The sequence below is a fragment of the Butyricicoccus pullicaecorum DSM 23266 genome, from assembly GCF_900167005.1.
GTDB classification, from domain to species: Bacteria; Bacillota; Clostridia; order Oscillospirales; family Butyricicoccaceae; genus Butyricicoccus; species Butyricicoccus pullicaecorum.
Genome location: NZ_FUXW01000001.1, coordinates 217,861 through 242,301, shown reverse-complemented (window position 1 = coordinate 242,301; position 24,441 = coordinate 217,861). Strand labels below are relative to the sequence as shown.

General features: G+C 54.8%; 20 protein-coding genes and 1 pseudogene. 7 read left to right on the top strand and 14 right to left on the bottom strand.

Annotated features, from left to right (window positions below; translation table 11 throughout):
- Positions 1–142: 142 nt before the first annotated feature.
- The 5 genes from glgA to B5D52_RS01230 all read left to right on the top strand — a co-directional run bounded on the left by glgA (position 143) and on the right by B5D52_RS01230 (position 8,006).
- On the top strand, positions 143–1,591 hold the full coding sequence (glgA, locus tag B5D52_RS01250; protein ID WP_016147761.1) for a glycogen synthase GlgA: 1,449 nt from the start codon (positions 143–145) through the stop codon (positions 1,589–1,591).
- A 265-nt stretch (positions 1,592–1,856) separates the two neighbouring features.
- Complete coding sequence (locus B5D52_RS01245) at positions 1,857–3,680, top strand: efflux RND transporter periplasmic adaptor subunit (RefSeq protein ID WP_016147762.1); 1,824 nt, start codon at positions 1,857–1,859, stop codon at positions 3,678–3,680.
- Positions 3,681–3,698: 18 nt separating this feature from the next.
- Entirely contained in the window at positions 3,699–4,445 is a 747-nt protein-coding gene (locus B5D52_RS01240) for an ABC transporter ATP-binding protein (protein ID WP_016147763.1), read from the top strand.
- Entirely contained in the window at positions 4,442–5,692 is a 1,251-nt protein-coding gene (locus B5D52_RS15850) for an ABC transporter permease (protein WP_016147764.1), read from the top strand. Before B5D52_RS01240 ends, B5D52_RS15850 begins: the two co-directional genes overlap by 4 nt.
- A gap of 16 nt (positions 5,693–5,708) precedes the next feature.
- Complete coding sequence (locus B5D52_RS01230) at positions 5,709–8,006, top strand: S-layer homology domain-containing protein (protein ID WP_016147765.1); 2,298 nt, start codon at positions 5,709–5,711, stop codon at positions 8,004–8,006.
- Positions 8,007–8,103: 97 nt separating this feature from the next.
- On the opposite strand, the pseudogene B5D52_RS01225 reads toward B5D52_RS01230, so the two are convergent.
- The 5 genes and pseudogenes from B5D52_RS01225 to B5D52_RS01215 form a co-directional block, all read right to left on the bottom strand.
- A pseudogene (locus tag B5D52_RS01225) lies at positions 8,104–8,922 on the bottom strand (sugar ABC transporter substrate-binding protein); the annotation flags it as partial.
- 18 nt (positions 8,923–8,940) lie between these two features.
- On the bottom strand, positions 8,941–9,138 hold the full coding sequence (locus tag B5D52_RS16440) for a hypothetical protein (RefSeq protein WP_016147767.1): 198 nt from the start codon (positions 9,136–9,138) through the stop codon (positions 8,941–8,943).
- Position 9,139: 1 nt separating this feature from the next.
- Entirely contained in the window at positions 9,140–9,349 is a 210-nt protein-coding gene (locus B5D52_RS16295; RefSeq protein ID WP_178139585.1) for a hypothetical protein, read from the bottom strand.
- 151 nt (positions 9,350–9,500) lie between these two features.
- Positions 9,501–9,872, bottom strand: a complete 372-nt coding sequence (locus B5D52_RS01220) for an AraC family transcriptional regulator (RefSeq protein WP_051113154.1) — start codon at positions 9,870–9,872, stop codon at positions 9,501–9,503.
- Positions 9,866–10,348 carry an AraC family ligand binding domain-containing protein gene (locus B5D52_RS01215; RefSeq protein WP_051113155.1) on the bottom strand — a complete coding sequence of 161 codons (483 nt, stop codon included), beginning with the start codon at positions 10,346–10,348 and terminating at the stop codon, positions 9,866–9,868. Before B5D52_RS01215 ends, B5D52_RS01220 begins: the two co-directional genes overlap by 7 nt.
- A gap of 280 nt (positions 10,349–10,628) precedes the next feature.
- Here B5D52_RS01215 and B5D52_RS01210 point away from each other — a divergent pair, with 280 nt between their 5' ends.
- Complete coding sequence (locus tag B5D52_RS01210) at positions 10,629–11,906, top strand: uroporphyrinogen decarboxylase family protein (RefSeq protein ID WP_016147769.1); 1,278 nt, start codon at positions 10,629–10,631, stop codon at positions 11,904–11,906.
- A 155-nt stretch (positions 11,907–12,061) separates the two neighbouring features.
- On the opposite strand, the gene B5D52_RS01205 is transcribed toward B5D52_RS01210, so the two are convergent.
- The 4 genes from B5D52_RS01205 to ndk form a co-directional block, all read right to left on the bottom strand.
- Positions 12,062–15,757: an S-layer homology domain-containing protein gene (locus B5D52_RS01205; RefSeq protein WP_016147770.1), complete on the bottom strand. Its 3,696-nt coding sequence runs from the start codon at positions 15,755–15,757 to the stop codon at positions 12,062–12,064.
- Between the two features lie 245 nt (positions 15,758–16,002).
- On the bottom strand, positions 16,003–17,661 hold the full coding sequence (locus B5D52_RS01200; RefSeq protein ID WP_016147771.1) for a solute:sodium symporter family transporter: 1,659 nt from the start codon (positions 17,659–17,661) through the stop codon (positions 16,003–16,005).
- 371 nt (positions 17,662–18,032) lie between these two features.
- Positions 18,033–19,052, bottom strand: coding sequence for a LacI family DNA-binding transcriptional regulator (locus tag B5D52_RS01195; RefSeq protein WP_016147772.1), 1,020 nt, complete (start codon positions 19,050–19,052; stop codon positions 18,033–18,035).
- Between the two features lie 254 nt (positions 19,053–19,306).
- Positions 19,307–19,711 (bottom strand): nucleoside-diphosphate kinase, encoded by a 405-nt coding sequence (ndk, locus tag B5D52_RS01190; RefSeq protein ID WP_016147773.1) that lies wholly within the window; start codon positions 19,709–19,711, stop codon positions 19,307–19,309.
- A gap of 193 nt (positions 19,712–19,904) precedes the next feature.
- On the opposite strand from ndk, the gene B5D52_RS01185 reads away from it, so the two are divergent.
- The gene (locus B5D52_RS01185) at positions 19,905–20,372 is read left to right on the top strand and encodes a hypothetical protein (protein WP_016147774.1); all 468 of its coding nucleotides are present in this window, start codon (positions 19,905–19,907) and stop codon (positions 20,370–20,372) included.
- Between the two features lie 52 nt (positions 20,373–20,424).
- Here the strand turns inward: B5D52_RS01185 and B5D52_RS01180 are convergent, their stop codons facing one another.
- From B5D52_RS01180 to B5D52_RS01160, 5 genes are all read right to left on the bottom strand, one after another.
- Positions 20,425–21,054 (bottom strand): GNAT family N-acetyltransferase, encoded by a 630-nt coding sequence (locus tag B5D52_RS01180; RefSeq protein WP_016147775.1) that lies wholly within the window; start codon positions 21,052–21,054, stop codon positions 20,425–20,427.
- A gap of 18 nt (positions 21,055–21,072) precedes the next feature.
- A complete protein-coding gene (locus tag B5D52_RS01175) occupies positions 21,073–21,309 on the bottom strand; it encodes a DUF1653 domain-containing protein (RefSeq protein WP_016147776.1) in 237 nt (78 codons plus the stop codon).
- A 10-nt stretch (positions 21,310–21,319) separates the two neighbouring features.
- Positions 21,320–22,543, bottom strand: a complete 1,224-nt coding sequence (gene dinB / locus B5D52_RS01170; protein ID WP_016147777.1) for a DNA polymerase IV — start codon at positions 22,541–22,543, stop codon at positions 21,320–21,322.
- Between the two features lie 116 nt (positions 22,544–22,659).
- Complete coding sequence (locus B5D52_RS01165; protein WP_016147778.1) at positions 22,660–23,967, bottom strand: MATE family efflux transporter; 1,308 nt, start codon at positions 23,965–23,967, stop codon at positions 22,660–22,662.
- Positions 23,964–24,410 (bottom strand): MarR family winged helix-turn-helix transcriptional regulator, encoded by a 447-nt coding sequence (locus B5D52_RS01160; protein ID WP_016147779.1) that lies wholly within the window; start codon positions 24,408–24,410, stop codon positions 23,964–23,966. Before B5D52_RS01160 ends, B5D52_RS01165 begins: the two co-directional genes overlap by 4 nt.
- Positions 24,411–24,441 lie beyond the last annotated feature (31 nt).

Sequence of the window (24,441 nt, the reverse complement as noted above, 5' to 3'; positions counted from 1 at the left end):
GGTTTTTTTCAGCATTTTGCCTTGAATTACCCGGCTGAGATTGCTATAATATGGTTAGTAAACTATGTCGGCTGCCCGGAGCCGGTTTCCGGCCGCGCGGAGCACGTCCGGTATCTGGAAGTCTTAACGGAGGGTTTCTTATATGAAAAACATCTTGTTTGTCGCATCCGAATGCGTCCCGTTCATCAAGACCGGCGGACTGGCCGACGTTGTCGGCGCGCTGCCCAAGTCTCTTGACCGCGAACAGTTCGACGTGCGCGTCATCATCCCCAACTACATGGCCATTCCCGAGCGTTACCGCAACAATTTTGAGTACGTCTCACATTTCTATATGGATCTCGGCGGTCTGGGTTCGGTTTATGTCGGCATTCTGACCTATCAGCTCGACGGTGTCACCTATTACTTCATCGATAACCAGTACTATTTCGGTGGCCCCAAGCCGTACGGCGACATCCACTGGGATATTGAGAAGTTCTGCTTCTTCTCCAAGGCTGCACTGTCCATCCTGCCGACCATCGGTTTCCATCCCGATGTCATCCACTGCCACGACTGGCAAACCGGTATCGTTCCGGTATTCCTGCACACGCTCTTTAAGGATAACCCGTTCTATCACGGTATCCGCACGATCATGACCATTCACAACCTGCGCTTCCAGGGCATCTGGGACATTCCCACCCTCAAGCTGTACACCGGCCTGCCGGATTGGGTCTTCACCCCCGACCGCATGGAGTTCAAGCGCGATGCCAACATGCTCAAGGGCGGTCTGGTCTTTGCCGACCGCATCACCACGGTTTCCGACACCTATGCCGGTGAGATCCAGTGCGAATTCTACGGCGAGGGTCTGGACGGTCTGCTGCGCGCCAAGAGCGGCACGCTGTCCGGTATCGTCAACGGCATCGACTACGACATCTACAATCCGGCAACCGACAAGGACATCGACACCCAGTACAGCACCCGCAACTACCTCAAGGGTAAGGCAGCCAACAAGGCAGCATTGCAGAAAGAACTCGGCCTGCCCGAAGATCCCGACACCATGCTCATCGCTATGGTCACCCGTCTGACCGACCAGAAGGGTCTGGATCTGGTCAACTGGATCATCGGCCGACTGGTTGAATCCCGTGTGCAGCTGGTTGTCGTTGGTACCGGCGATCCGCGCTACGAGGGTCTGTTCCGCCACATGCAGGACGTAGAACCCGACAAGGTACGCGCTTACATCGCATTCAACGAGGGCTTCGCGCACAAGGTTTACGCCGGTGCGGATGCTATGCTCATGCCTTCGCTCTTTGAGCCTTGCGGCCTGACTCAGCTCATCTCGCTGCGCTACGGTACCGTGCCGATCGTCCGCGAGACCGGCGGTCTGCGCGATACCGTCCAGCCGTACAACGAGTATGAGCAGACCGGTACCGGCTTCTCGTTCTGCAACTACAATGCCGACGAAATGCTGTTCACCATCTACTATGCAGAGCAGACCTACTACGACAACCGCAAGGCATGGAATAATATTGTAAAACGCGGCATGCAGCAGGACTTCTCTTGGAACAGCTCGGCACGCAAGTACGAGGCACTGTACAACGAACTTTGCAGCTTATAAAACCGGACGTTTTCCCGGTTTTACCTCCTTCCCTATCCCCTTACATCACGTTTGACAGGCAGGGACGGCAAAAAACGCCGTCCCTGCCTGCATATCTATTTCCTGTTTCCTGCGATTACATTTTCTGAAATTGCAGGATTTTTTATTACAATCCAGTTACCTTTCTTGACATGCCTCCTGCCCCGCCCTATACTGTCACTGTATTAACATAATTCATACAGTTTAGCGAAAAGGTCTAAAAAAAGAAGTGAGAGGAGACTTTCCCATGCCAAAAATGACCGACAATCCATCCCCTGTCAACCAGCAGGATGTCACGCCGGAAGCTGACAAGGCGCAGAAGAATACCGCTCCCGTCCGCAACCGGTATGCCGATACGATGAACAAGCCTCACCGCAAGCTCCCCAAGCCGCTGCGGATTGGTCTGACCGTGCTGATTCTGGCCGGTCTGATTGGCGGCGGTGTGTATGTAGTCAAGAAAACCGGCCAGTCTGACACCGAATCCACCATCCAGACCGCGGTCTCCAGCCGCGGATATCTGGAAACCTACATCGAGGGCAACGGCTACACGGCTGCCAAGACCCGCGCCGAACTGGGTAAGGATATCAAGGGCAAGGTACTGACCATCAACGCACACACGGGCGACACGGTCAAGACCGGTCAGGTTCTGATGACCATTGACCCTGCCGAGACCCGCAAGGAGCTCGAACAGGCACAAACTGCACTCAACGAGGCACAGAAGAGCGTCAACGAGGCCAACAAGACCCTCAGCGAACTGGTCGTCACCGCCCCCTTTACCGGCCGTCTGCTGCCGCCGGGTGAAGTGACCTCGGAAAGCACCACCCAGACGACCAGCGGCGAGTCCACCACGACCCCGACCAGTCCGGAAGAAGTCAAGATTCAGAAGGGTGACGACGTGGCATCGGGCACCGTTCTGGGTACGTTGGTTGACGACACCAACATGCGTCTGGAACTCTATTACAGCTACGCATACATTGATAAGCTCAAGGTCGGCCAGACCGCGTCCATCTCCATTCCTCAGACCATGGGCTCGGTCACCGGCACGGTAGAAAAGATCGACCGCATCGAAAAGATCTCCAACGAAGGCGGCCGACTGTTCCGCGCAACCGTCACCTTCCGCAACCCGGGCACGCTCAAGGCGGGTATGGACGCGACTGCAACCATTGCAGCCGACGGTCTGAACATCGCGCCAACCGGCTCGGGCAAGCTCATGTACAGCCGCGAGACCAAGCTGACCGTCAAGGCGGCAGGCAAGGCGACTGCGAACTGCGCACCCAGCTATCAGAAGTTCTCGGCTGGCCAGACCATTCTGGCGCTTTCGAGCGAAGAGGCGACCACTGCGCTGCAGACCGCACAGCAGCTGGTACAGACCCGCCAGGAGACCGTTAAGGAACTCAACGAGCGCATCGCCAAGTGCACGGTCGTTTCCCCGATCGACGGTATGGTGCTGTCCATGAACGCTACCGAAGGACAGGAGCTTCTGGGCGACACCCCGCCCTGCGTCGTTGCAGATACCGATAACATCGTCATCAACGCTGACATCTCCATGAGTGATGTGGCCAGCGTACAGCCCGGTCAGCCGGCGTCCATCACCATGAACCTCGGCACCGATACCCTCACCTTCACCGGCACCGTTCAGTCGGTCGGTCTGGAAGCCAACAAGAACAACAACAGTCAGGGCTCTATGCCCACCTTCCCGGCAGTGATCTCGGTCGATCCGGTCGAGGGTCAGACCCTGCGTCCCGACTTCTCGGTTGAGTACCGCATCACCACCGCACAGTCCGAGGACTGCATCATGGTTCCCTCGACGGCTGTCGTCAACACCAACGACGGTGTCGCAGTCTTTGCACAGCCCGCAGAAGGCCAGACCTTCGAGAACACCCTGCCCATCCCCGAAGGCTCGGATGTGCCCGACGGCTTTGTACTCGTTCCGGTACAAATCGGTATTTCCGACTCCCAGAACACCGAGATCGTTTCCGGTCTGGACGAGGGCGTGACCGTCTTCCTCGCAGGCCCACAGGATCAGTATGACCAGAACAATATGGGCGGCTCGGCCATCGCGGTCGGTTAAAAGGAGGGCGAGACATTCATGTTTTTCCGCAAACACAGTCCACCGCCTCCAGCCGAGTTTGATGACTCCCTGCTCATCGATGTGCAGCATCTGAGCAAGATTTATCACGAAGGCAAGGAAAACGAGGTGCGGGCGCTGGACGATATCTCGCTCGCCGTGCCCTGGGGACAGTTCCTGTGCATTCTGGGCCAGTCGGGTTCGGGCAAGTCCACGCTGATGAACATTCTGGGCTGTCTGGATATCCCGACCTATGGCATCTATCGTCTGGGCGGTCAGCCGGTCAACGAAATGCGTCCGTCCACCCTGTCCGGCATCCGAAACCGTGAAATCGGCTTCATCTTTCAGGGTTTTAACCTCATTCCCGCTCTCACTGCGCTGGAAAACGTCGAGCTGCCGCTCATCTACCGCGGCATGCCCAAGGCGCAGCGCCGTGAACTGTCCATTACCGCACTCGAGCAGGTTGGCCTCGGCCACCGTCTGCACCACCGTCCGGCTGAGATGTCAGGCGGTCAGCAGCAGCGCGTCGCCATCGCACGCGCAGTCGCGGCCAAGCCGCCGATCATTATGGCCGACGAGCCGACCGGTAACCTGGACTCGGCCTCCGGCCGCGAGATCATGGAACAGCTGTCCGCACTCAACCGCGCCGGCACGTCCATCATCCTCATCACCCACGACAACCACCTCGCCGAAATGGCCGAGCGCATCGTCACCATTCAGGACGGTCACATCGTATCCGACCGTCCCGGAAAAGGAGGACTGTCATGAACTGGCTGCAAACCATCCGCATGGCGCTCAAGGCCATCTCGAACAACAAGGTGCGCTCCTTCCTGACCATGCTGGGCATCATCATCGGTGTCGGCGCGGTCATCTCGCTGGTCGCGTCCATTCAGGGCATGGCCACCCTGTCCCGCCTGCAATACGAGGCCATGGGCACCAATAAAATCACGATCTACGGCAATGGCCTCAAATCTGCCGACTGGAACGATCTGGAAGATACGCTGAGCATCGACCTGAAGGACCGCGTCAAAGGCTGGTCTCCCCAGCGCACCTACTATGACTGGCAGTCCAAGGGCGTGCAGTATCGCTCTAAGGTCCTGGCCAACCAGAAGTACACCACCAACATCTACTTTGGTAATCAGGATTACAGTACGGTCACCAACATGCGCATTGTATCCGGCCGTGACATCAGCGCCGCCGACTGCGCCCGCAGTTCGCGTGTGTGTATCATCGGTGAAGCCGTGCGCAAATACTTTTTCGGTGCGATGAGCCCGCTCGGGCAGCACATCCGCATCGGCGGCAAGAGCTTCGAAGTTATCGGCGTATACGCCGGCAAATACGGCGGCAAGCTCAACACCGGTGACCAGCTGGTCGTACTGCCCTACACCCTGCAGCCGCTGATGATGGAAGTCAGCGTCTATGACAGCCGCAACTACATCATTCAGGCACAGACCAAGGACGATATTCAGCCTATCGTCGACACAATCAACGGAAAATTCAAGTCCCGCGCAGGCAGCAACGGTTATTTTGAATGTAATTCCGATGCACAGTTCCAGGAACAGGCGCAGGCATCGAGCAATCAGCTCGCACTGCTCGGCGGTGGCGTTGCAGCCATCTCGCTGCTGGTCGGCGGCATCGGCATTATGAACATCATGCTGGTCTCGGTCACCGAGCGTACCCGAGAAATCGGTATCCGTATGGCGATCGGCGCACGCAGACGCGATATCATCGGTCAGTTCCTAGTCGAATCGGCAGCGGTATCCTGCTGCGGCGGCCTCTTAGGCATCGCGCTGGGCTGTTTCGGCTCGGCGGTCATCGGTAACCTGCTCATCAAACAGCAAACCGCTGCCATGTCCGGCTGGATGCCCGACATCGAACACTTTACCGTCCTGCCCTCGCTTCCGCTGGTTCTGGGCGCGTTCCTGTTCTCGGCGCTCTTGGGCATCATCTTCGGCCTGTACCCCGCAAACAAGGCAGCCAAACTGCAGCCGGTTGACGCGCTGCGCACGCAATAATTGAAGGAGGAAAGATATGGTTAGACGATCTTTTGTCTGCCTGTCCCTGTCGCTCGCGCTGCTTGCGGGTACGGCCGGGGCGGCATTTAAAGATATTACCGACGAAAATCTGGCACAGGCAGCGGCTTCGCTCGACGCACTGGCCATCATGGAGGGTGATGGCGTGGGCAACTTTGAACCGAACCGCAGCCTAACCCGTGCCGAGTTCACCAAGCTCGCCGCAGCTTCGCTCGGCGTAGGCGACGCAACCGCCTACCAGAGCTACACCCTGTTCCCCGACGTTCTGTACACCCACTGGGCGTCGGGCTACATCGCGGCCATGGTCAAATCGCCCGATCTGGCCAAAAAGCAGATCATCCGCGGCAACGCCGACGGTACCTTCACCCCGGAAAAACCGGTCACCTACGGTGAGGCGTGCACCATGCTGCTGCGCATGCTCGATTACACCACTGCTGACGTCGGCCCCATCTGGCCGAACGACTATGTCGTCAAGGCACAGTCCCTCGGACTGACCAAGGGTGCCGCTTCGCACGGCGTCAACGATCCCATCACCCGCGCGGATGCAGCCATTATGCTGCGCAACACGCTGCGCACCCCGACCAAGGGCGGCGAAAAGCTGTACACCGCGCTGTCCGGCTCCACACCGGTCGAAAACTCCATCCTGCTCGCGACCCCCGAGACCGATTCCTCGCTTCAGGCCGGTCAGCTGCGCTTCTACGAGGGTGGCCAGATCGTCACCCGCCCGGCAGCAAATTCTCTGGACAGTGCGCTGGTCGGTGCACGCGGCGTGGTCCTGTTCGACAAGACCGCAACAAGCAAGGTCAAGTCCTTCCTGCCCGAGGTTTCCGAGCGCGAGACCTACACAGTCGTACGCGCCGAGCGTCAGCAGATCGTCACTAAGGAAGGCGGTCAAATTGCTGTCGGACGCAAGGTTCCGGTTGTTGTGCAGGGCGCTCTGCAGGACTACATCGAAGCATGGTTTGATATCCGTCAGGGCCAGAAGGTCAACCTCTACTACGATAAGGACCACAATCTGGAACTCATCGCAGTCGACAACGCATTCGTCTCGGGCGACAGCTACGTCTGGGGCGTCGATACCGTGGCCATCCCCAAGGGCTACCGTGTCGAGCGCAACGGTGCGACCATCCAGGAAGGCGATATCCAGAAGTACGACGTCGTCACCCTCGATCCGACCACCCAGACCGCTCTGGTATCCAACACCCGCATCACCGGTGTATATCAGGAGGCAACCCCGTCCTTCCGCTTCCCGGAAAAGGTCAAAGTACTGGCAACCGAGTTCCCGGTCTCCGAGAAGGCCGCTCCGACCTTCGACAACACCGAACTCGGCAAGAAGGTCACGCTGCTGTTCGATGTCAGCGGTCAGGTACGTGCGGCAGTGCCCGAGAGCGAACTGTCTGCATCCATGAATGGTATCGTCACCGCAACCACCGAGAACGAGGTCACCGTGCAGCTGTTTAACGGTCTGACCATCAAGGGCCCGGTTGAAAAGGCAGTCAAGAGCGTGGCTGTCGGCCAGATGGTACGTCTGTCGCAGGATACGAACGGCAACCTGCGCGTCACCGAAGCGACCCGCACCACCACCAATCCGGGCGACTGGATCGTCTCCCGCGGTGTTCTGGGCAGCAAGCCGGTCGCACCCGATGTACAGGTCTTTGAGCGCGTTTCGGACAATGGCCCGCTCAATCCGCTCAAGCTCGAGGATATCAAGAACGATGTCATCTCCGGTAAGAACATCGAGACCGTCGTCACCGACCCGTCCGGTACGGTTACCGCCCTCATCATCCGCGACGCAACCGGCGAGAGCTGGGTATGGGGTCTGGTTGAAGGCGCATCGGTTGTCGTAGAAGAGCGTGTTGTCGGCGGTGATCCCAACGTCGAGGGCAGCGGCATCGTCATCCCGATCTACGACTACAAGGTCAAGATCACGACCCTTGAGGACGGCAAGCCCAAGACCTACACCATCGACGTTGTCGATCAGGTCGACGATCTTGTGGGCAAGCCCACCCCGCTCGGTCTGCCGCGTGCAGCGCTGTCCAACACCGGTGAGATGAACCTCATCTCTAAGAAGCCCATCCGCGTCGGCGCAGTCACGCTCCAGGCCTTTGACGGCTACCAGAGCGTCAAGACCGATGCCGGTGTTTATCCGATCGCAGACGATGTGCCGGTCTTTGTATCCCGCACCAACCAACTCATCACCCTGCGTCAGGCCAAGGCCGACTACGATGCGTTTGTACTCTATGCCGACGCACCGCTGTCCGAAGGCGGACGCATCTGCATGATTTCGGTTTCCTAACGTCCTCCTCACGCCATTGCATAGACAGAAAAACCCTCCGTACCATGCGGTACGGAGGGTTTTTCCTTTGGTTTGCATTCAGAAAGTATCGTGTTGTTTACTTCAGGTAGCCATTGAGGGTGTCCAGACGTGCCTGTGCATTCTCAGGCGTGATGATGTCTGCACCGGAGTCTACAAACTTTTCGGGCGTCTGGCCTGCAACTGCATTGCAAGCGGTCTCTACTGCCTTGTACGCCATGTCATACGCATTCTGTGCAACCGACATGGTCAGCTCACCCTTCAGGATGGATTCACAAGCCGACTTGTCGCCGTTGAAGCCCATGAAGATGGTATTCTCATAAGCCGGATTGCTGGCTGCTGCACGTGCTGCTGCCATTGCCATATCGTCGTTATGTGCACAGATGATTGCAACACCTTCCGGATGGGTCTGCATGATGGCTTCCATTGCATTGACCGCACGGTCAGCTGTTGCATCCGCGTACTGGGTCTCATCTTCCAGGAAGTCGCCGCCGCTCTCCTCGATGCCTGCCATGTAGCCGGCCTTACGCGCCTCGCTGGTCGCCTCGCCCTGTACACCACAGATCTCGATTGCCTTGATCTCGGTCCAGCCGGCAGCCTTTGCAGCCTCTACGGCAGCCTGTCCGCCCAGCTTTGCTGCAGCTTCGTTACCGGTACCGACAAAGCTCAGAACCTCCGGAGTGTCCGGAATATCGCTGTCAACCGCAATGATCGGTCGGGTCTCGCCTGCAACCAGCGTCTTGACGGTCTCAGCCTGCAGCGGTGCGATGACGTAAGCATCATAATCCGCCGTGTTAAGATCGGTCTCGATCATCGTAATCTGCTCTTCAAAAGCGGTCTCAGAAGACGGTCCCTTGACATCGACCTGAACGCCGTGCTCTTCCCCATAGGCCTCAACGCCAGCCTTGCAGTACTGTCAATACTCAGCTGCCAGCGTCTTGAGAATTACGCTGACCTTCTTGGCCTCACCGCCTGTGGCCTGCTCGGTGCCAGTGGATTCCGCAGTCGATGCAGAGTCGTCGGCAGGAGTCTCCTCTGCGCCACCGCCGCACGCGGTCATCGTCAGTGCCATTGCACCTGCCAGTGCTGCTGCCATCCATCTCTTCTTGTTCATCTCAACATCTCTCCTCTGTCTTCTCTTGTGGTTTGTTTTTGACACTCTTTTTCTCGTAAGAAAGCACAATTTTGCATGATATATTCCCTATTTTTTCATGCATTCTGCTTTTTCCTGATGACCCTATGATAACTTCCCGGGGCACAAAAGAAAATGAGGAATCTTGCTGTGCGTTTTGTAAATCTTGCTCTCTTCCGCCGGTGATAGACAAATCCTCTAATTTTTATCGTTTCCGTTTGTGCAAAACGTTCCGGATTCTTGATGGACCTTGCACATTCTTTTTCAATCTTCGCACAAAGCACACAAAAAGCGCGGTGCCACCCGGACACCACGCTTGTAAAATCTATGATTTGAGCCAGTCCTCAGACCGGATAGCGCCGGAAGGCACTCGGAGACAGTCCCACCCGGTTGCTGAATGCGTTGGTAAACGTCGTCACGTTCTGATATCCGACGTTTTGTGCGATGATCTTGACCGGAAGATCGGTCGTTTTGAGCAAATGCTTCGCCCGGTTGATGCGCACCAGAATAATGTACTCATGCGGCGAGTATCCGCACTCACGCTTGAACAGTCGGGAAAAATGGTACTGACTCATGTGCACACACTGCGCAACGTCGGCCAGCGAAATGGGTTCGGGATAGTGCTCACGGATGAACTTGGCCGCGATTGCAACCGGAGAGCGTGCCTCGTCCTGCTCCTCTGGCGCCGGACTGTCATCGAGCAAGGCGGTCAGCAATCCATTGAGTTTGTGCGACAGGCGCACCTCACCTGGTAGCTGCTCATTGCGGCAGGCAAACACCATCTCATACAGTCGCTCCTTGATCTCAGCGGCATTGGTCGAGTCAAAGACAAACCCTTTCTTCTGCTGGATAATCTGGTCATAAACTGGTCTGTGTTCGCACCGTCCAGATGCAGCCAGACAAATTCCGCGTTGCCGATTGTGTGGTACTCATGCGGCTTGTGACAGTTGAGCATGCCCACCTGTCCGGCTCCGGCGACCATGGTTTTGTCCCCACTCGTGACCGACAATCGACCGTCACAAATGTAAAACACCAGATAGTTGTGATAATCCTCGCGTTCAATGCGATAATCAAAATCGGTGTAGTAATATCCGCACGAGGTCATGTAGTACAGCATGCGGTGCGCCATGTCCGACGGCGTCTGAAAATACAGATCCGATCCCGATACCGTTCCGCGTTCCTTGCCCAGCATTGCTCGCACCCCCTTGATCAAAAATTCAAAACTCATTTTCTGTCATTATATCCCCTTCTAACTTTTCTGTCAATCAAGCATTTATTTCTTTGATTTTCTCTGTAATTTCATACTTTTACCAAATATTTTCAAATCGGTAAAAACAGCAAGAAATCCAAAGTGATGCGCAAGTTATCCGATTTTCTTTCCCTTGGCGCAGGACTATAATAAATGCAGATTTTAACCGATGACCGCGCGCCGGACGGGCGCATAGAGAGAAAAGATAGGGAGGAAACCGACCATGACTTCGAGAGAACGTGTCCTTGCCGCCATCAACCACCAGCAGCCCGACCGTGTACCGATCGACTTCGGCGCAACCGGTCAGACCGGTATCAGCGTTTGCGCGCTCTATCGTCTGCGTGAATATCTGGGACTGCCGAAAAAAGACCTGGATGTCTTTGAAATGGTGCAGATGCTGGGCGTTGTAGATGAAGATCTGCGCAAAATCATGAAATCCGATGTCATTGGCATGAACCATCCCGAAGACAGTCTGGGCATTATGAACACCGGTGCAAAAAAACGTTTTGTCATGCCCGACGGCACGCCGACGCTCATCAACGCAGGCAACGAATTTGACATCCTGCCCGACGGCGGCGTCAAGATGTACCCGCAGGGTGACCGCAATGCACCCCCGTCCATCTACATGCCCTCCGGCGGCTATTTCTTCGATATCATCGACCGTGCTCCCGAATACGACGAGGACAATCTGACCCCGCGTGAAGATTTCAAGAACTTCTTCTCGGTCATGAGCGACGAGACCGCACGCTACTATGAAAAGGAGTCTAAGCGACTGTTCACTGAGACCGACTACTGCGTGATCGGCAACCTGGCTGGCGCCGGTTTTGGCGACCCGGGTGCCATCCCCGCACCCTTTGAGAAGCACCCGCAGGGTATCCGCAAGTTTGACGAGTGGTGCATGGCACAGATTCTCTATCCCGAGTATGTACAGGAAGTCTTCGAAATGCAGACCGAGTTCATGCTCAAGAATCTGGAAATTTACAAGCAGGCAGTTGGCGATAACATCCAGATTTGCTGGGTCAGCGGCACCGATTTCGGCACGCAGAACGCAGAATTTATGTCTACCGACATGTTCCAGCAGCTGTACAAACCCTATTACAAGCGCGTGTGCGACTGGATTCACCAGAACACCAACTGGAAGACCTTCTTCCATACCTGCGGCTGTGTCGTCAAGCTGCTCGACGACTTTGTCGACATGGGTATGGATATCATCAACCCCGTGCAGCTGTCCGCCAAGGGCATGGACGCACGCATGCTCAAGGAAAAGTACGGCGACAAGCTGGTATTCTGGGGCGGCGGCGTAGACACGCAGGACATGCTGCCCAACGGCACCCCGGAGGAAGTCGCAGCACAGGTCACCGAGCGTCTGGATATTCTGTCCAAGGGCGGCGGCTATGTCTTCAACACCATCCACAACATCGTCGGAGACACCCGCGCTGAAAATATCTGGGCGGCTTTCCACGCCGTACATCAGTACAACGAAACGCATTTCGGTCGATAAAACTTTCTGGTACTTTTATCTTCTTCTATTTCCCCAGTAAAAACCGGTCTCCATACGGAGACCGGTTTTTTTATCGCATTTGTATAAAAAGAGACCCACTCATAAGCGAGTGGGTCTCTCCTGTTATTCGTTTATGAACGTGTTTGTGCAGTCAATCAGCGTACCAGATCGTACAGAACTGCGAGCATCTTTGCGCATTCTTCACGGCTTGCCGATACCTTGGGATCGAAGGTGTAGCGGCCATTGGTGACGTTGCCATCAATGATGCCAGCCTGCTGCATGACAGAGACCGGAGTCTGTGCCCAGCCGGAAATCAGGTTTGCATCTGCAAAGATCACCGGTGCATTCTTAGCAGGCAGGGTCTTGCCAGACGACTGTACGTAGCGGTAGATCATGGTTGCCATCTCTTCACGGGTAATACGCATGGTCGGTGCAAAGTTGCCGCCATCCGTACCGGTGGTGATGCCGCGATCTGCTGCCCATGCAATGTACGGTGCACTCCAGCGAGACAGCGGAACGTCCGGGAATCTGGACGAGGTATAACCGGTCACATTCGCGCCGGCAACGCCTGCCAGCATCTTGACGAACTCTTCACGGGTGACATACAGCGTAGGCTCAAAGTAGCCGCCGCCCGTGCCGTTGATGATGCCAAGAGATGCCAGCTTATTGATGTAAGTTGCACTCCAGCGAGAGGACGGAACATCAACAAATGCGTTGTAGGTCGGGGTAGTCGTTGTGCTGCCCGAACCGGTCTTGAGCGTATCGGTGGTGATAAGGAAGGTACCGAGTGCATCGGTGGTGAAGGTGACCTTCTTCTTGGAGGACGAGTAATCGGCCTTCATATCGGTGACGTAAGTCGGAGCTGCTGCGTAAACATCAGCTGCACCATAGACCGTGCTGCCACCGTAGGTTGCCAGCCAGGTCTTGTCGCCATTACCGATGCGGTAGACCTTGACATCCGAGGACTTTTCGCCGCTCTTGAGCTTGTAATCAAAGGTGACTTCAACCGAGCCGCGGCCAAGGTCGATGACATCGCTGCTACCGTCCTTGATGAGCAGGACGTACTGATCGTCGTCTTCTTCCTCGAGGTAGAACTCGATATTGGTCTTGTCACATGCGTCGTAAATTTCAGCCAGTGCACGATAATCGAAGGTTACAGTGCCCTGATTGGTGGTCAGCTTGAGGCCGGTATCCTCGTCCGCGATCTTATCAAGCGAGCTGCGCGGGACGGTGATGGTGGTATCATCGACCGACTTGGAGGTCTTGACATCGAGTTCGATGTAAGTCTTGTCGGCATCCTCGCGCTTTGCTTCCTTCTTGTTCTCGTCGAGTGCATCGGACAGGGCCGAAGACGAGAAAGTGACCGTTGCGCTGCCGTTCTTGACAGAGGGGGTCTTGTCGACGGTGGTGGTGGATACACGGTCACCGTTTACCTTGGAGGTGTCAGACGAAGACGAACCAGAGGACGAAGAGGAAGAACCTCTGTACGCATCAAAATCAACATCAATGTAATATTCGTTTGCTCCCGAGCTGCTGGTTGCGAAATACAGGCGGTCACTATTGTCCGAATCATCATCGGTATCAAACCACAGCGTAAAGCTGGTACCACTCAGATTATCCAGATAGAAATCGCCGATATAACGTCTGGAATTGTTCAGATCGCTAATTTTCTTCCAATCGGTGCTCTTTCCGGTAGACGAGACATACAGATCCTGAATGTTTTTGGATACACCATCCAGATAGACATCCAGATCAAAGCCGATCCAGTAGTCCTTGCTGCCATCTACAGTCTGACGATTCAGATAATCGTCTGCATCTGCATTCAGATCAAGATATCCTGTACCTCGACGAACAGACAAATCATATCTGCTTCGGTTGCTATCGTCAGATGCCTTGCTGGCAGACATTCGGAGACCTTCTTCTGCCTTGATCGTCAGCGTGCCCTTCTGGACGGTGACAGCATAATTCTTGCTGTTGCTTGTACCGGTGATATCATATGAACCAACCGCAGAAGTGCTCGTTGCCTTGGTGGTTAGCGTAACGCCCAGCGCATCCTTTGTATCATTGTAAGCCAATGCCCCAGTCGGAACGGTAAACGTCAAAGTCGGAATGGCATCGCCCTTGGTAATGGTCTTGTTATCTGCGGTGACAGTAACAGGTTTCTTTGTAATTTCAAACGTTGTGCTTGCAGAACCATGCTTTGACCCATCTTTACTGTCATAATATGCCGTTACCTGATATTTTCCCACATCCTTAGGCATTGTGGTCAAAACATCCTTTGTGTCCTGCGGATTCGGCTGTACTCTACGGTATTCATAGCGAACGGTCGCATCAGCTTCAACAGGCTGATCATCTACTGTGATAGTTGGTGCCGTAATCGCATCGCCATATACATTGGTTTCGGCTGGCTGTGTTGCAAATTTAACTTCGGTACCTACTGTTTTAGCAGGACGAACGGTTACTTTGATATCCTTGGTCAATTTGCCGCCGTCGTACGTTACCGTTACATACTCAGTTGTCTGCGCCTGAATGGTTTCCTTTGCCGTAATCTTATTGACTGCAAAGTCCAGATTTGTGCTGGAACCACTCTTTGCTTCTACTGTAATCTTATCGGTTACGGTCACTTCGTCTCCATACTGGTCAAGACCTTTGACAAACAGTTCCGCAGACTGTTTTGCCTCCAGCGTCAAACCATCCGTAACATCTTCGCTGCTCGATGTGCCCTTGTTCCAAACCTCTGTAATAGATTTCAGTTCACTTGCCGCACGCGAAACGGTCAAGGTAGCAGAGCCGCTTCCTGTAATGGAACCTTTCGCGCCCGCTTTAATGGTATAAGTACCCGCTTTGGCTTTCGCACTAACGGTTACTTTACCATCCTGCGATACCGTTACATCTCCTTGCTTTCCGTCTGTTGTCTCAACAGTCCATGCAACCTGACTTGTAATGTCATGCTGCTTTCCTTCGTCAGAATATGCTTTGACCGTAACATCCGGTGTCGCTGTACTTCCGTTTACCGTGACCGTTGATTGAGAAAGTTCAACTTCCTTTATCTCGTTAGATGTAACTGCGGCTTTCTCTAGCGTAAGCGTTGCTTTTTCACCTATTCCAGGTGTTGAGCCTTCTATATCTGCTGTCACCGTGACAGTATCTTCTACGGCATCCGCCTGAACCGTCACAACGCCTTTATTATCAATGGTTACCTTACCCGTGTTTTCAGATTTTGCCGGTTTTACATTCCATTTAACTTCCTTTTCTTGCGTGACAGGCTCATCAAATGCGTTCAAAAATTTGACTGTAAAAGCCTCCGTTGTTGCGCTTCCACTTTCCGGAATGGTCAATTTTGATTGACCGCCCGAAACTATTACCTTGAACACCTCTTGTTCCCCTGTGCGTTTCACTTCCAAAACATCAAACGCTGATGCATCCTCATTGTTTATCCTTGGCCTAATGGTATATGTTCCTGCCTTAGCTTTCGCATCAACCGTTACAACCCCATCTGCACCTACTGTTACATGCCTTGCGTCTCCTCCGTTTGTTGCCACAATCTCCCATCCAAGGTTTTCAGTAATCTCGGTGTTTCCATCCTCGTCCGTGAATACCTCAACTTTAATATCTTGTGGTGAAATGATTCCGTCTACGGTAACTTCTGATGGCGTAATGGTAACCTTCTTTATGTCTGCTGCACTTAACGAAGTGATTCCGCCTCCTTCGCCGCCCTCGCCCGGTGTACCTGCCCAAACAACAGGCTGCGTTGTATTCGGCTCTCTCGCAAACGCCATCGGCGCGCTGGTCGCAACCATTGCAACCGCCAGCCAGAAGGCGAGCGCACGTTTTGTATACGAACTCTTCATAGATCATTCCTCCTTCTTTGAGCTCGAAACGAAGGCGCGTCCCTTGCACACGCACTTCAAAAGTCTCTGTCTTGCTGTTATCCTTATTATAGGCGTATCCCTGGTCGGTGTCCAGCGAATTATGGTTAAAATTCAGTTAATATTTACAATTACACTCTCAAAATGCGTCTCATTTTGCAGCAAAAGACCCCACCGGGTTTTTCCCGGCAGGGTCTTTCGAGAGGTCAGAAAATCTGTATTTTTGCTTACGCACCCAGGCACAGCGGAGAGAATACAACGTATGCCAGGCACATAATAGCCAGAACGAAGGCTGCAACGTACTTGCCGTTCTTCCACGGAGTCAGATCGACAGCCTGCGCATCGTGCAGGACGAAATCGGTCTCACGCGGATGTACCTTGACGATAATTGCCATGATGATCATGTCAATGATAAACAGGAACGCGGTGAAGTACAGATAGTGGGTGTTCTCGAGGACCGGAATCTGATAGCGCAGATAGAACTGCAGCAGGAAGTAGAGAACAACGTGGATCGGAATAACGATCTTTGCAGCGATCGACGGAACCCTCTTCCAGAAGAAGCCGCACAGCAGGCAGACAAACAGCGGGGTGTTGAATGCAGCGAATGCAGAGTTTACGGTCGTGGTGATACCGCCCATGTACATGAAGAACGGAGACATGACGGTCGAAATGATCGCAACGATGGTACCGAAGTTCTGGCCAACCTTTACCATGTGCGCGTCGGTTGCGTTCGGGTTGAACATCGGACGGTGAATGTCCAGCGCATAAATGGTGGAAGCGGAGTTCAGAATGGAGTTAAACGACGACAGGATTGCGCCGAACATAACAGCTGCGAAGAAGCCGAGCAGCCACTTGGGCATAACGTCTGCAACCAGCATCGGGTATGCAGTATCGCCGTTGCCCCAGTCGGTAACCTCGGTGTACAGCAGGCGTGCGATGACACCCGGTACAACGATGATCAGCGGGGTGAGGATCTTGAAGAAACCTGCCAGAACAGCACCCTTCTGTGCTTCCTTCAGGTTCTTTGCACCGAAGGTACGCTGGATGATGGACTGGTTGGTTGCCCAGAAATACATATTGTTGACCAGCAGGCCGGTCAGCAGCAGCGGCCAGGGCAGGTAAGGCTCGTTGAGGTTGGGTGCGTCGATCGCGTTGAGCAGGGTCTTATCGGTGTTCAGGAATGCATCCAGACCTTCCATGAAGCCGCCGCCATGCGCTGCGCCCAGTGCGATCAGACCGAAGATCGGTACGAGCAGACCGCCGACGATCAGGCCCAGACCGTTGATCGAGTCAGAAACTGCGATCGCCTTCAGGCCGCCGAAGATTGCGTAAATGGAACCTGCGAATGCGGTTGCGACACAGACAGCAGCGATTGCCCAGAAACGAGCGGAACCTGCGTCCATACCGAACTGCGTAACAAAGACCTGATCGATGCCGAAGATGTTAACGAATACCTGTGCGCCGGCGTACAGTACGTTCGGCAGCATGATGATGATGTAAGAGAGCAGTACAATGAAGGAAACCAGACGGCGGGTACCTGCATCATAGCGCTGCTCGAAGAACTCCGGAACGGTGGTCAGACCGGTCTTGAGGTACTTCGGCATCAGTACGAATGCCAGGATAACCAGCGCGATGGCCGAGGTAACTTCCCAGCCCATCGGGCTCATGCCGATTCGTACAGCCTGGCCGTTGTTGCCGACCAGCTGCTCTGCGGACAGGTTGGTCATGAGCAGAGAACCTGCGATTACCGGGCCGGTCAGTCCGCGACCTGCCAGATAATAACCATCCTGCGTGTCCAGATTGTCACCTCTGGTCTTCCACCAGGAGATGATTGCGACAAGCGCGGTGAAGGCCACGAATGTCACAGCTGTGAACATAAGATTCATGCTTTCATCCTCTTTCTACACACATTGTCCCGTCGGGCAAGGCGTCCCGTCCGGTCTTTTTGGTTCGTCCCGTGTGCACTCCCCAGTAACTGCACGAGACGAAAACAGGGGTTTCCTGTCGCCTTTTGGATGTTTTTGACCTGTCGTTCATGATTCGTTTACAATTCCGACACGTCTTATTCACAAGTTCAATTATATCCAGTTGTGCCCGTGAACGCAATAAAAAATCCATTTTTCACCATATTTTTAGATATTATCACAAATTTCCCAATTTCTTTTTGTGCAACTTATCTGTATTCTGCGTGCCCGTGAACAAATTGCATAAAAAACAGGACGCTCAAAAGCGAGCGTCCTGTGCATTTTGGTTGAATTTAGATGTTATAGCGAGTTTTTATGAGGATATCCGTGTACATTTGCGAGCATGTCGGCTGTTTTCCCTCGATCAGGTACTCATACAGCAGCTGCGGCGGCTGTGTTCCCTGCACACGGGCGTTCTGATCGATGACAAATTCGATCTTGTTCTCGGCCAGGTCGATGCGATTCTGGGGCGTCAGGTCGTACGCGACCACGCGCACTTTGCGTCCCATCTTCTCGATCGCCTCGCACGCACCGTGCTGGCCATGCGCCGTGACATAGATCACATCCAGGTCTTCATGCTCTTCCAGCGCACGCAGCGTCAGCTCATACGCATAATCATCGCGGTTAAAGCAGTGCTGTAAGGGTAAAAGCTGGATATCCGGTGCAATTTTTGCCATTTCCTCGGCGAAACTGACATATCTTGCGCGGTGACCGTGGTTATTGGGATAGGCGGACAGGGTCAGCACCTTACCGCCTGCCGGCAGCATGGAGCGCACCAGACCGGCCGCTGTGCGTCCACCCTGTGCATTATCCATACCGACAAAACACATTCGGCGGCTGCGCGGCGCATCGCCGTTGACCGTAATAACCGGAATGCCCAGATCGACGACACGATCGAGTGCGGCATAGATTTCCGGGGAATCGCTGGGTGTGATCGCCAGACCCTTGATTCCTTCCTTGACCAGTGCCTCAATCGCGTCCAATTCCTGCTGTTCGCCCAGCGATTCCAGCTTGCGGATGACCACATCCAACCCACGCGAGCGCAGCTTGGCTGCCGCCTCCTCTGCGCCCTCGGCCACGGTCTGCATGGTCGGTGTCTCTACCGATTGAATCAAAAATCCAATTTTTACGCTTACTTTTGCGCGTGCAAGCGCCCGTCCGGCCTGATTTGGTTCATATCCGAGTTCAGCCGCGATCTGCCGGACACGCGCCTCGACCTCCTCGTTGACGTGGCCGCGGTTGTTCATCACGCGGTCGACCGTACCGCGCGAGACCCCGGCCAACTCGGCAATCTGCCGCAAGGTAACTGCCATTTGTTCTCTCCCTCTCAAATTTCACTTCTCTGATCTACCAAAAATGTGCCCGTGCACATAGAATGACAAACGCACAGTCTATCATTCTGTGCATAGTATGATATCACATGTCTTTTGCCTAGCATATCACAACTTTCGTACAAATGCAACCGAATTTGCCGCTCAAATGATAGGATAATCTTGTTTTTTGGGACTATGTGCAGGCACACAGAAACCGGGCGGAACCGCAGTCCGTCCGGTCTGTTCCTTTACTCTTAGCCGAAAAAGCGCTTGATCTCAATTTGTGCATTTTCGACCGAATCCGAGCCGTGAATGAGGTTTTCGGTCGTACAGTGGCCAAAATCTCCGCGGATTGTGCCCGCAGCAGCGTCCTCAAACTTGGTCGCACCCATCAAAATGCGCATGCCGCGCACGGCGTTCTCGCCCTCGACCACCATCGCCAGCACCGGGCCGCGGGTCATATAGGCAACCGTGTCCGGGAAAAACGGCTGATCCACAATGTGTGCATAATGCTCACGCAGGATGGGTTCGTCCAGCGTAATCATCTTCATCTGTTCGATTCGGTAGCCCTTTCGCTCGATGCGTGACAGGATCTCACCGATCAATCCACGCTCCAATGCATCCGGTTTGAGCATAATATAGGTGCGCTCTCTTGCCATCTGTGTAACTTCCTCCTTTATTTTCCTGCCCCGCTTAGACGCATCATCTGCCCGGGACAGCTACATACTAACTAAATTATAACAGATGTTTTTAGATAATTTGTGAATTTTTTGTGTACGCATCTGCTTTTTATTTGACGTTTTCAACAAAGACATGTACAATAATTTCATAGAACTGATTGGAGGGTTCCTTATGGCATTGTTCGATAAACTCGATGACCTGCGCGGCAAAGCGACAGAAATGATGCAGACCGGCGTAGACAAAGCGACCGAGATGATGCAGGCAGGTGTTACCATCGCCAAGCTCAAGACCGACAACATCGCGGAAGAGGACGCAATGCGCCGTGCTTATCTCGCCATTGGCAAGATGTACTTTGAACTGTACGGCGAATCCCCTGACCCGGCTTTCGCGACCGAATGTGACCGCATCCGCGCATGCAAGCGCCGCATTGCAGAAAATAACCTGCGTCTGGCCGAGATGAAGGATACACCGGAGCCGCCGGTTCCGCCCGCTCCCCCGGAGCCGCACCCCGTGCCCGAGGACGAACCGGTCCCGTTCGAGGCCGAAGAAGCGATCATCCCCGACGAAGACCCCACCTATACCGAACCCGAACCCGTTCCCTTTGAAGAGGAAGAAATCGCGGTCGATGAGCTCAAATAAACACAGCAGCCCCGCTAGGTCAGCCGATCCAGCGGGGCATTTTTGTGTAAAACTACGTTTTTGCGCGTGGTGAACCGCTATGATAAATCATGCAATATTCTGCATAGGGCATCTGCGGGCTGGTATGGGTCTCGGTCAGGACAAAGCCGAAATGCTCGTACAAAGCCACGTTATCTTGGGTAAATGTCTCAAGGACGACGTCCACTCCCTGCTCCTTGGCACGATCCAGCACAGGCTGGATGAGCGCACGACACACCCCCGTGCCCTTGGCCTGCCGTGCAACCGCAAGCTGGCTGATGTGGTAAGCTTTTTCGGTGTATTTCCGGTGCCAGTTGACCGCGTGGATTTGAGCAATGCGTCGATTGCGTGCCAGCAGCAAACGACGATCATGAGTCGGAAGGTGTAGCACATCCCACCCCACTTGCCCTGCACAGATCAGCTGAGCCAGAGGATTCTCCGATTCAGGACCATCCACTCCCAGCAAACCGCTCATATGGTCGTCATATAGCCATACTTCATGCTGCGTACAGTAAAACGTCATCTCTCGCCGCGTCATCCGCAGCAGCACCTCACGCGGTGCCTGCATGCCCTCGCGCAGGAATACAAAATGCTCGGTCTGCCAAAATCGATCGACCAAGAATTCTGCCATCGCTGGCACATCGGCGCGCCGTGCCTTTCTCATCACTGTCACCTCTCCTGTTCATCTGGGGTCTTCCACCAGCTCAAATCGGTATTTTTGGTTCACTTCCGGGTACTTTTCGTGGTCAACTTCGCTTGCAAACATGTCGTAGGGACGTACATAGAAGCCGTAATCTCCATACAGCGCCTGATAGACCACCATATCCTCGCCGGTCTCCGAGTGGCGCGCAATCAGCACGACCTGATACAGCTTGTTCTTAAAATGACGGTACCGCCGTCCCGGGTAAATGGTTCTCATAAGGTTCCTCCTAGTCATGATCGTGGGGATGGAAGCCGGATAGCTTGGGGTCGAGCAGTTCGGTGCCGCGCCGTACTGCCGCCGATCCATAGCGGTCTTTCAGACTGTCCATCGCCCGCTCAATGCGCTCAAATTTGTCTCGTTTTTCTGCGGTTCCGTCCAAATCCAGCTGTAAACTCACCTGATCGGCTGGTACCAAATCTCCTGCCGTCACGCCCAGCGTGCGGATGGGCAGCTTCCACTTGTAATGCCGCGCGAGCAGTCCACGGGCGTGCTCCATCAATTCGCGTGCCAGCCAAGTCGGCGGTGTGAGCTGGCATTGTCTGGTGTGCGTAACCAGCTGAATATCGCGGATGTACAGCGATACGCTGCCCGCGCACATGCCATGCCGCCGCAGGCGGTGGGCAACGTTCTCACACAGCGGCCACAGCACCAGATCGGCATCGGCCGGGGTTCGGATATCACGCGGCGCGGTGATCATATTGCCGATAGATTTGGCCTGTTCACGGTTGACATACTCGGCAACCGGGGTCTCATCCCGTCCGTTGGCATAATCGTGCAGGGTCGGCCCCATGCGTCCGAGCAGCATTTGCAGGGCTGCCGGGTCGGCTGCTGCCAGCTCGCCGATGGTGTGGATACCGATGCCCGCGAGCTTGGCTGCGGTCGCCTTGCCCACGTACAGCAGGTTGCCCACCGGCTGCGGCCAGACCAATTCCCGATAGTTTTCGCGGGAAAAGATGGTCACGGCGTCCGGCTTCTTGTAGTCGCTGCCCAGCTTGGCAAAGATTTTGTTGAACGATACGCCGATGGATACCGTCAGTCCCAGTTCCTCTTTGACCCGCGTGCGGATGGTCTGGGCAATGGTCTCCCCGTCTCCGAACAGTTCCCGACTGCCGGTCACGTCCAGAAAGGCTTCGTCCAAGCTCATCGGCTCAATCTGGCTGGTGTAGTCCAGGTAAATCTGGCGTACCGCCTGAGAAAACCGGTGGTACTCGTCGAAATGCGTGGGCACGATGACCAGATCGGGACACTTTCGCCGCGCCGACCACAGCGTTTCCGCCGTGCGGATGCCGTACTGCTTGGCCAGCGGATTGGCTGCCAGCACGATGCCGTGCCGTGCCTGCTCGTCGCCGCCCACGGCGACCGGCTTGTCTGCGAGGGTCGGGTTGTTGCGAATCTCCACCGAGGCGTAAAACGAGTTCAAATCACTGTGTAAAATGGTGCGATCGGCCATCTGCCTTCCCTCCTGTCCGGATTTTATGCATCTATCATACCATATCAGGGTGACGGATGCAAAAGAAAAATCGCACAGGTGTTCGGAAATCCCTGTGCGATTTGGCAGATCCTATTTTAACCAGCGGTTGCGATGGAGGACGGACGGCGGTGCGCCATTGCGCGCAAAGCGAGCGCCAGCCCGGCCATAATGAGCTGCTCGAGCGGAATGGCCGCCCAGACACCGTTGACGCCCATGAAAAGCGGCAGGATGAGAAGCAACAGTACGATCATCACTGGTTCCCCATAAACCAGAATATAGGCGTAGGTGTTATAGCCCGTTGAATAGAAATAGGCGATCGTGACCCGGATGACCGCGATGCCCAGATAACCGACGGCGATGATGCACAGGATGTATGCAATCATCTGCGCGGTGTCGGTCGATGCGCCGAAGATCACCGGGAACCAGTCGCGTCCGACGATGGTCAGCGCACCGAACACAACCGCTGCGCCCAGCGCGATGGTGTACGCGGTCTTGCAGATAAAGCGCACATCCCTGATGCGTCCCTCGCCCAGATACAGACTCATGGTCGGCTGACTGCCATCGCCCACGCCCTGCAAGATCAGCTGAATGACCACCGCGACATAGCTGACCACGGCATAGGCTGCAACGGCGCGCTCGCCGCCGTAGCGCACAGCGCCGAGGTTCACAAACATAATGACCAGATTGGGCGACATGGTCAGTCCAAAGGGTGACAGACCGGTCGCAAGCGTGCGTCCCACCGCCCAGCGCGTCGGACGGATCTGACTGCGCGGGACGTGACGTTCGGTAAAAATGAGCACGATGAGGCACAGAAGCGCGGTCACGCCCTGACCGATGATGGTCGCAAGTCCCGCACCGTACATGCCCCAGCCCAGCACGCCAATCATGGTGGCATCGAGCACGATGTTGGTGACAAAACCCGCCATCATGGCGCACATAGCAAAGAGTGAGCGTCCTAAATTGCGGAAAATAGGTGCAAGGCCAGTGGAAAAGACCTGAAAAAACGTGCCCAGAATGATGACTTGAATGTATTCCAGACCGCGATCGTAGACCGCGCCCGTCGCACCAAACAGGCGCAGCAAGGTCGGATGAGCAAACCACAGGCCAACCAACAGCAGAACACTGGACAGGGCGAGCATACACACGGTTGTTCCAAGATAGTGCTGACGCTCTTCTTCCTCTCCGCGTCCGAGGCAGATGGACATGTGAATGGAGCCGCCCATACCAATGCCCGTTCCGACCGCTTGCAGCAAAGCGGTCATGGGATAGGCGATATTGATACCCGCAAGACCACTGTCACCAATATACTGCCCAACAAAAAAGCCGTCTACGATGGCATAGACACCGGAAAATGCAAACGCGAGCACAGCAGGCAGCATGCTGCGCAGGTAGGCTTTCATCATACGCTGTCTTCCTCCTCAAATCCTGTACGTAATGCATCAATAAGCTGTTTATAGGTACGCAGCATGACCGCGCGATCATCGGGCGCAAGCTGTCTCATCGCCTTGCCCTCCCACTCATACATCGGTGCAACCTGCGTCTTGGCATACGCCAAGCCGGATTCAGTCAGCCGCAATACCTTGGTGCGCTTATCCTCGGGTGACGGCAAGCGCTCGAGATAGCCCTCTTTGACCAATCCGTCCACAATGGTGTGGATGGTCTGCTTGGGCAGATAGAGCCGATCCTGCAAACTGCGCAATGTACACCCAGTTTTCTGCTGAAACCACAACGCTTCCAGCACGGTCAGCCGATGGATGGACACCCCATGTGCGCGACACCAGTCGGCATATACCTGATTGAGCTCACACCAGAGCTCATAATGTTCCATTACCTCTTCGTGCAGCATCTCGCTTGCCCTCCTTATTTCGTCCGATTTC

What these genes read in the sequence shown, in the direction of transcription:
- glgA (WP_016147761.1), top strand. Translation starts at nt 143, where the DNA reads ATGAAAAACATCTTGTTTGTCGCATCCGAATGCGTCCCGTTCATCAAG.
- B5D52_RS01245 (WP_016147762.1), top strand. Translation starts at nt 1,857, where the DNA reads ATGCCAAAAATGACCGACAATCCATCCCCTGTCAACCAGCAGGATGTC.
- B5D52_RS01240 (WP_016147763.1), top strand. Translation starts at nt 3,699, where the DNA reads ATGTTTTTCCGCAAACACAGTCCACCGCCTCCAGCCGAGTTTGATGAC.
- B5D52_RS15850 (WP_016147764.1), top strand. Translation starts at nt 4,442, where the DNA reads ATGAACTGGCTGCAAACCATCCGCATGGCGCTCAAGGCCATCTCGAAC.
- B5D52_RS01230 (WP_016147765.1), top strand. Translation starts at nt 5,709, where the DNA reads ATGGTTAGACGATCTTTTGTCTGCCTGTCCCTGTCGCTCGCGCTGCTT.
- B5D52_RS16440 (WP_016147767.1), bottom strand. Translation starts at nt 9,138, where the DNA reads ATGAACAAGAAGAGATGGATGGCAGCAGCACTGGCAGGTGCAATGGCA.
- B5D52_RS01215 (WP_051113155.1), bottom strand. Translation starts at nt 10,348, where the DNA reads ATGCTGGGCAAGGAACGCGGAACGGTATCGGGATCGGATCTGTATTTT.
- B5D52_RS01210 (WP_016147769.1), top strand. Translation starts at nt 10,629, where the DNA reads ATGACTTCGAGAGAACGTGTCCTTGCCGCCATCAACCACCAGCAGCCC.
- B5D52_RS01205 (WP_016147770.1), bottom strand. Translation starts at nt 15,757, where the DNA reads ATGAAGAGTTCGTATACAAAACGTGCGCTCGCCTTCTGGCTGGCGGTT.
- B5D52_RS01200 (WP_016147771.1), bottom strand. Translation starts at nt 17,661, where the DNA reads ATGAATCTTATGTTCACAGCTGTGACATTCGTGGCCTTCACCGCGCTT.
- B5D52_RS01195 (WP_016147772.1), bottom strand. Translation starts at nt 19,052, where the DNA reads ATGGCAGTTACCTTGCGGCAGATTGCCGAGTTGGCCGGGGTCTCGCGC.
- ndk (WP_016147773.1), bottom strand. Translation starts at nt 19,711, where the DNA reads ATGGCAAGAGAGCGCACCTATATTATGCTCAAACCGGATGCATTGGAG.
- B5D52_RS01185 (WP_016147774.1), top strand. Translation starts at nt 19,905, where the DNA reads ATGGCATTGTTCGATAAACTCGATGACCTGCGCGGCAAAGCGACAGAA.
- B5D52_RS01180 (WP_016147775.1), bottom strand. Translation starts at nt 21,054, where the DNA reads ATGAGAAAGGCACGGCGCGCCGATGTGCCAGCGATGGCAGAATTCTTG.
- B5D52_RS01175 (WP_016147776.1), bottom strand. Translation starts at nt 21,309, where the DNA reads ATGAGAACCATTTACCCGGGACGGCGGTACCGTCATTTTAAGAACAAG.
- dinB (WP_016147777.1), bottom strand. Translation starts at nt 22,543, where the DNA reads ATGGCCGATCGCACCATTTTACACAGTGATTTGAACTCGTTTTACGCC.
- B5D52_RS01165 (WP_016147778.1), bottom strand. Translation starts at nt 23,967, where the DNA reads ATGATGAAAGCCTACCTGCGCAGCATGCTGCCTGCTGTGCTCGCGTTT.
- B5D52_RS01160 (WP_016147779.1), bottom strand. Translation starts at nt 24,410, where the DNA reads ATGCTGCACGAAGAGGTAATGGAACATTATGAGCTCTGGTGTGAGCTC.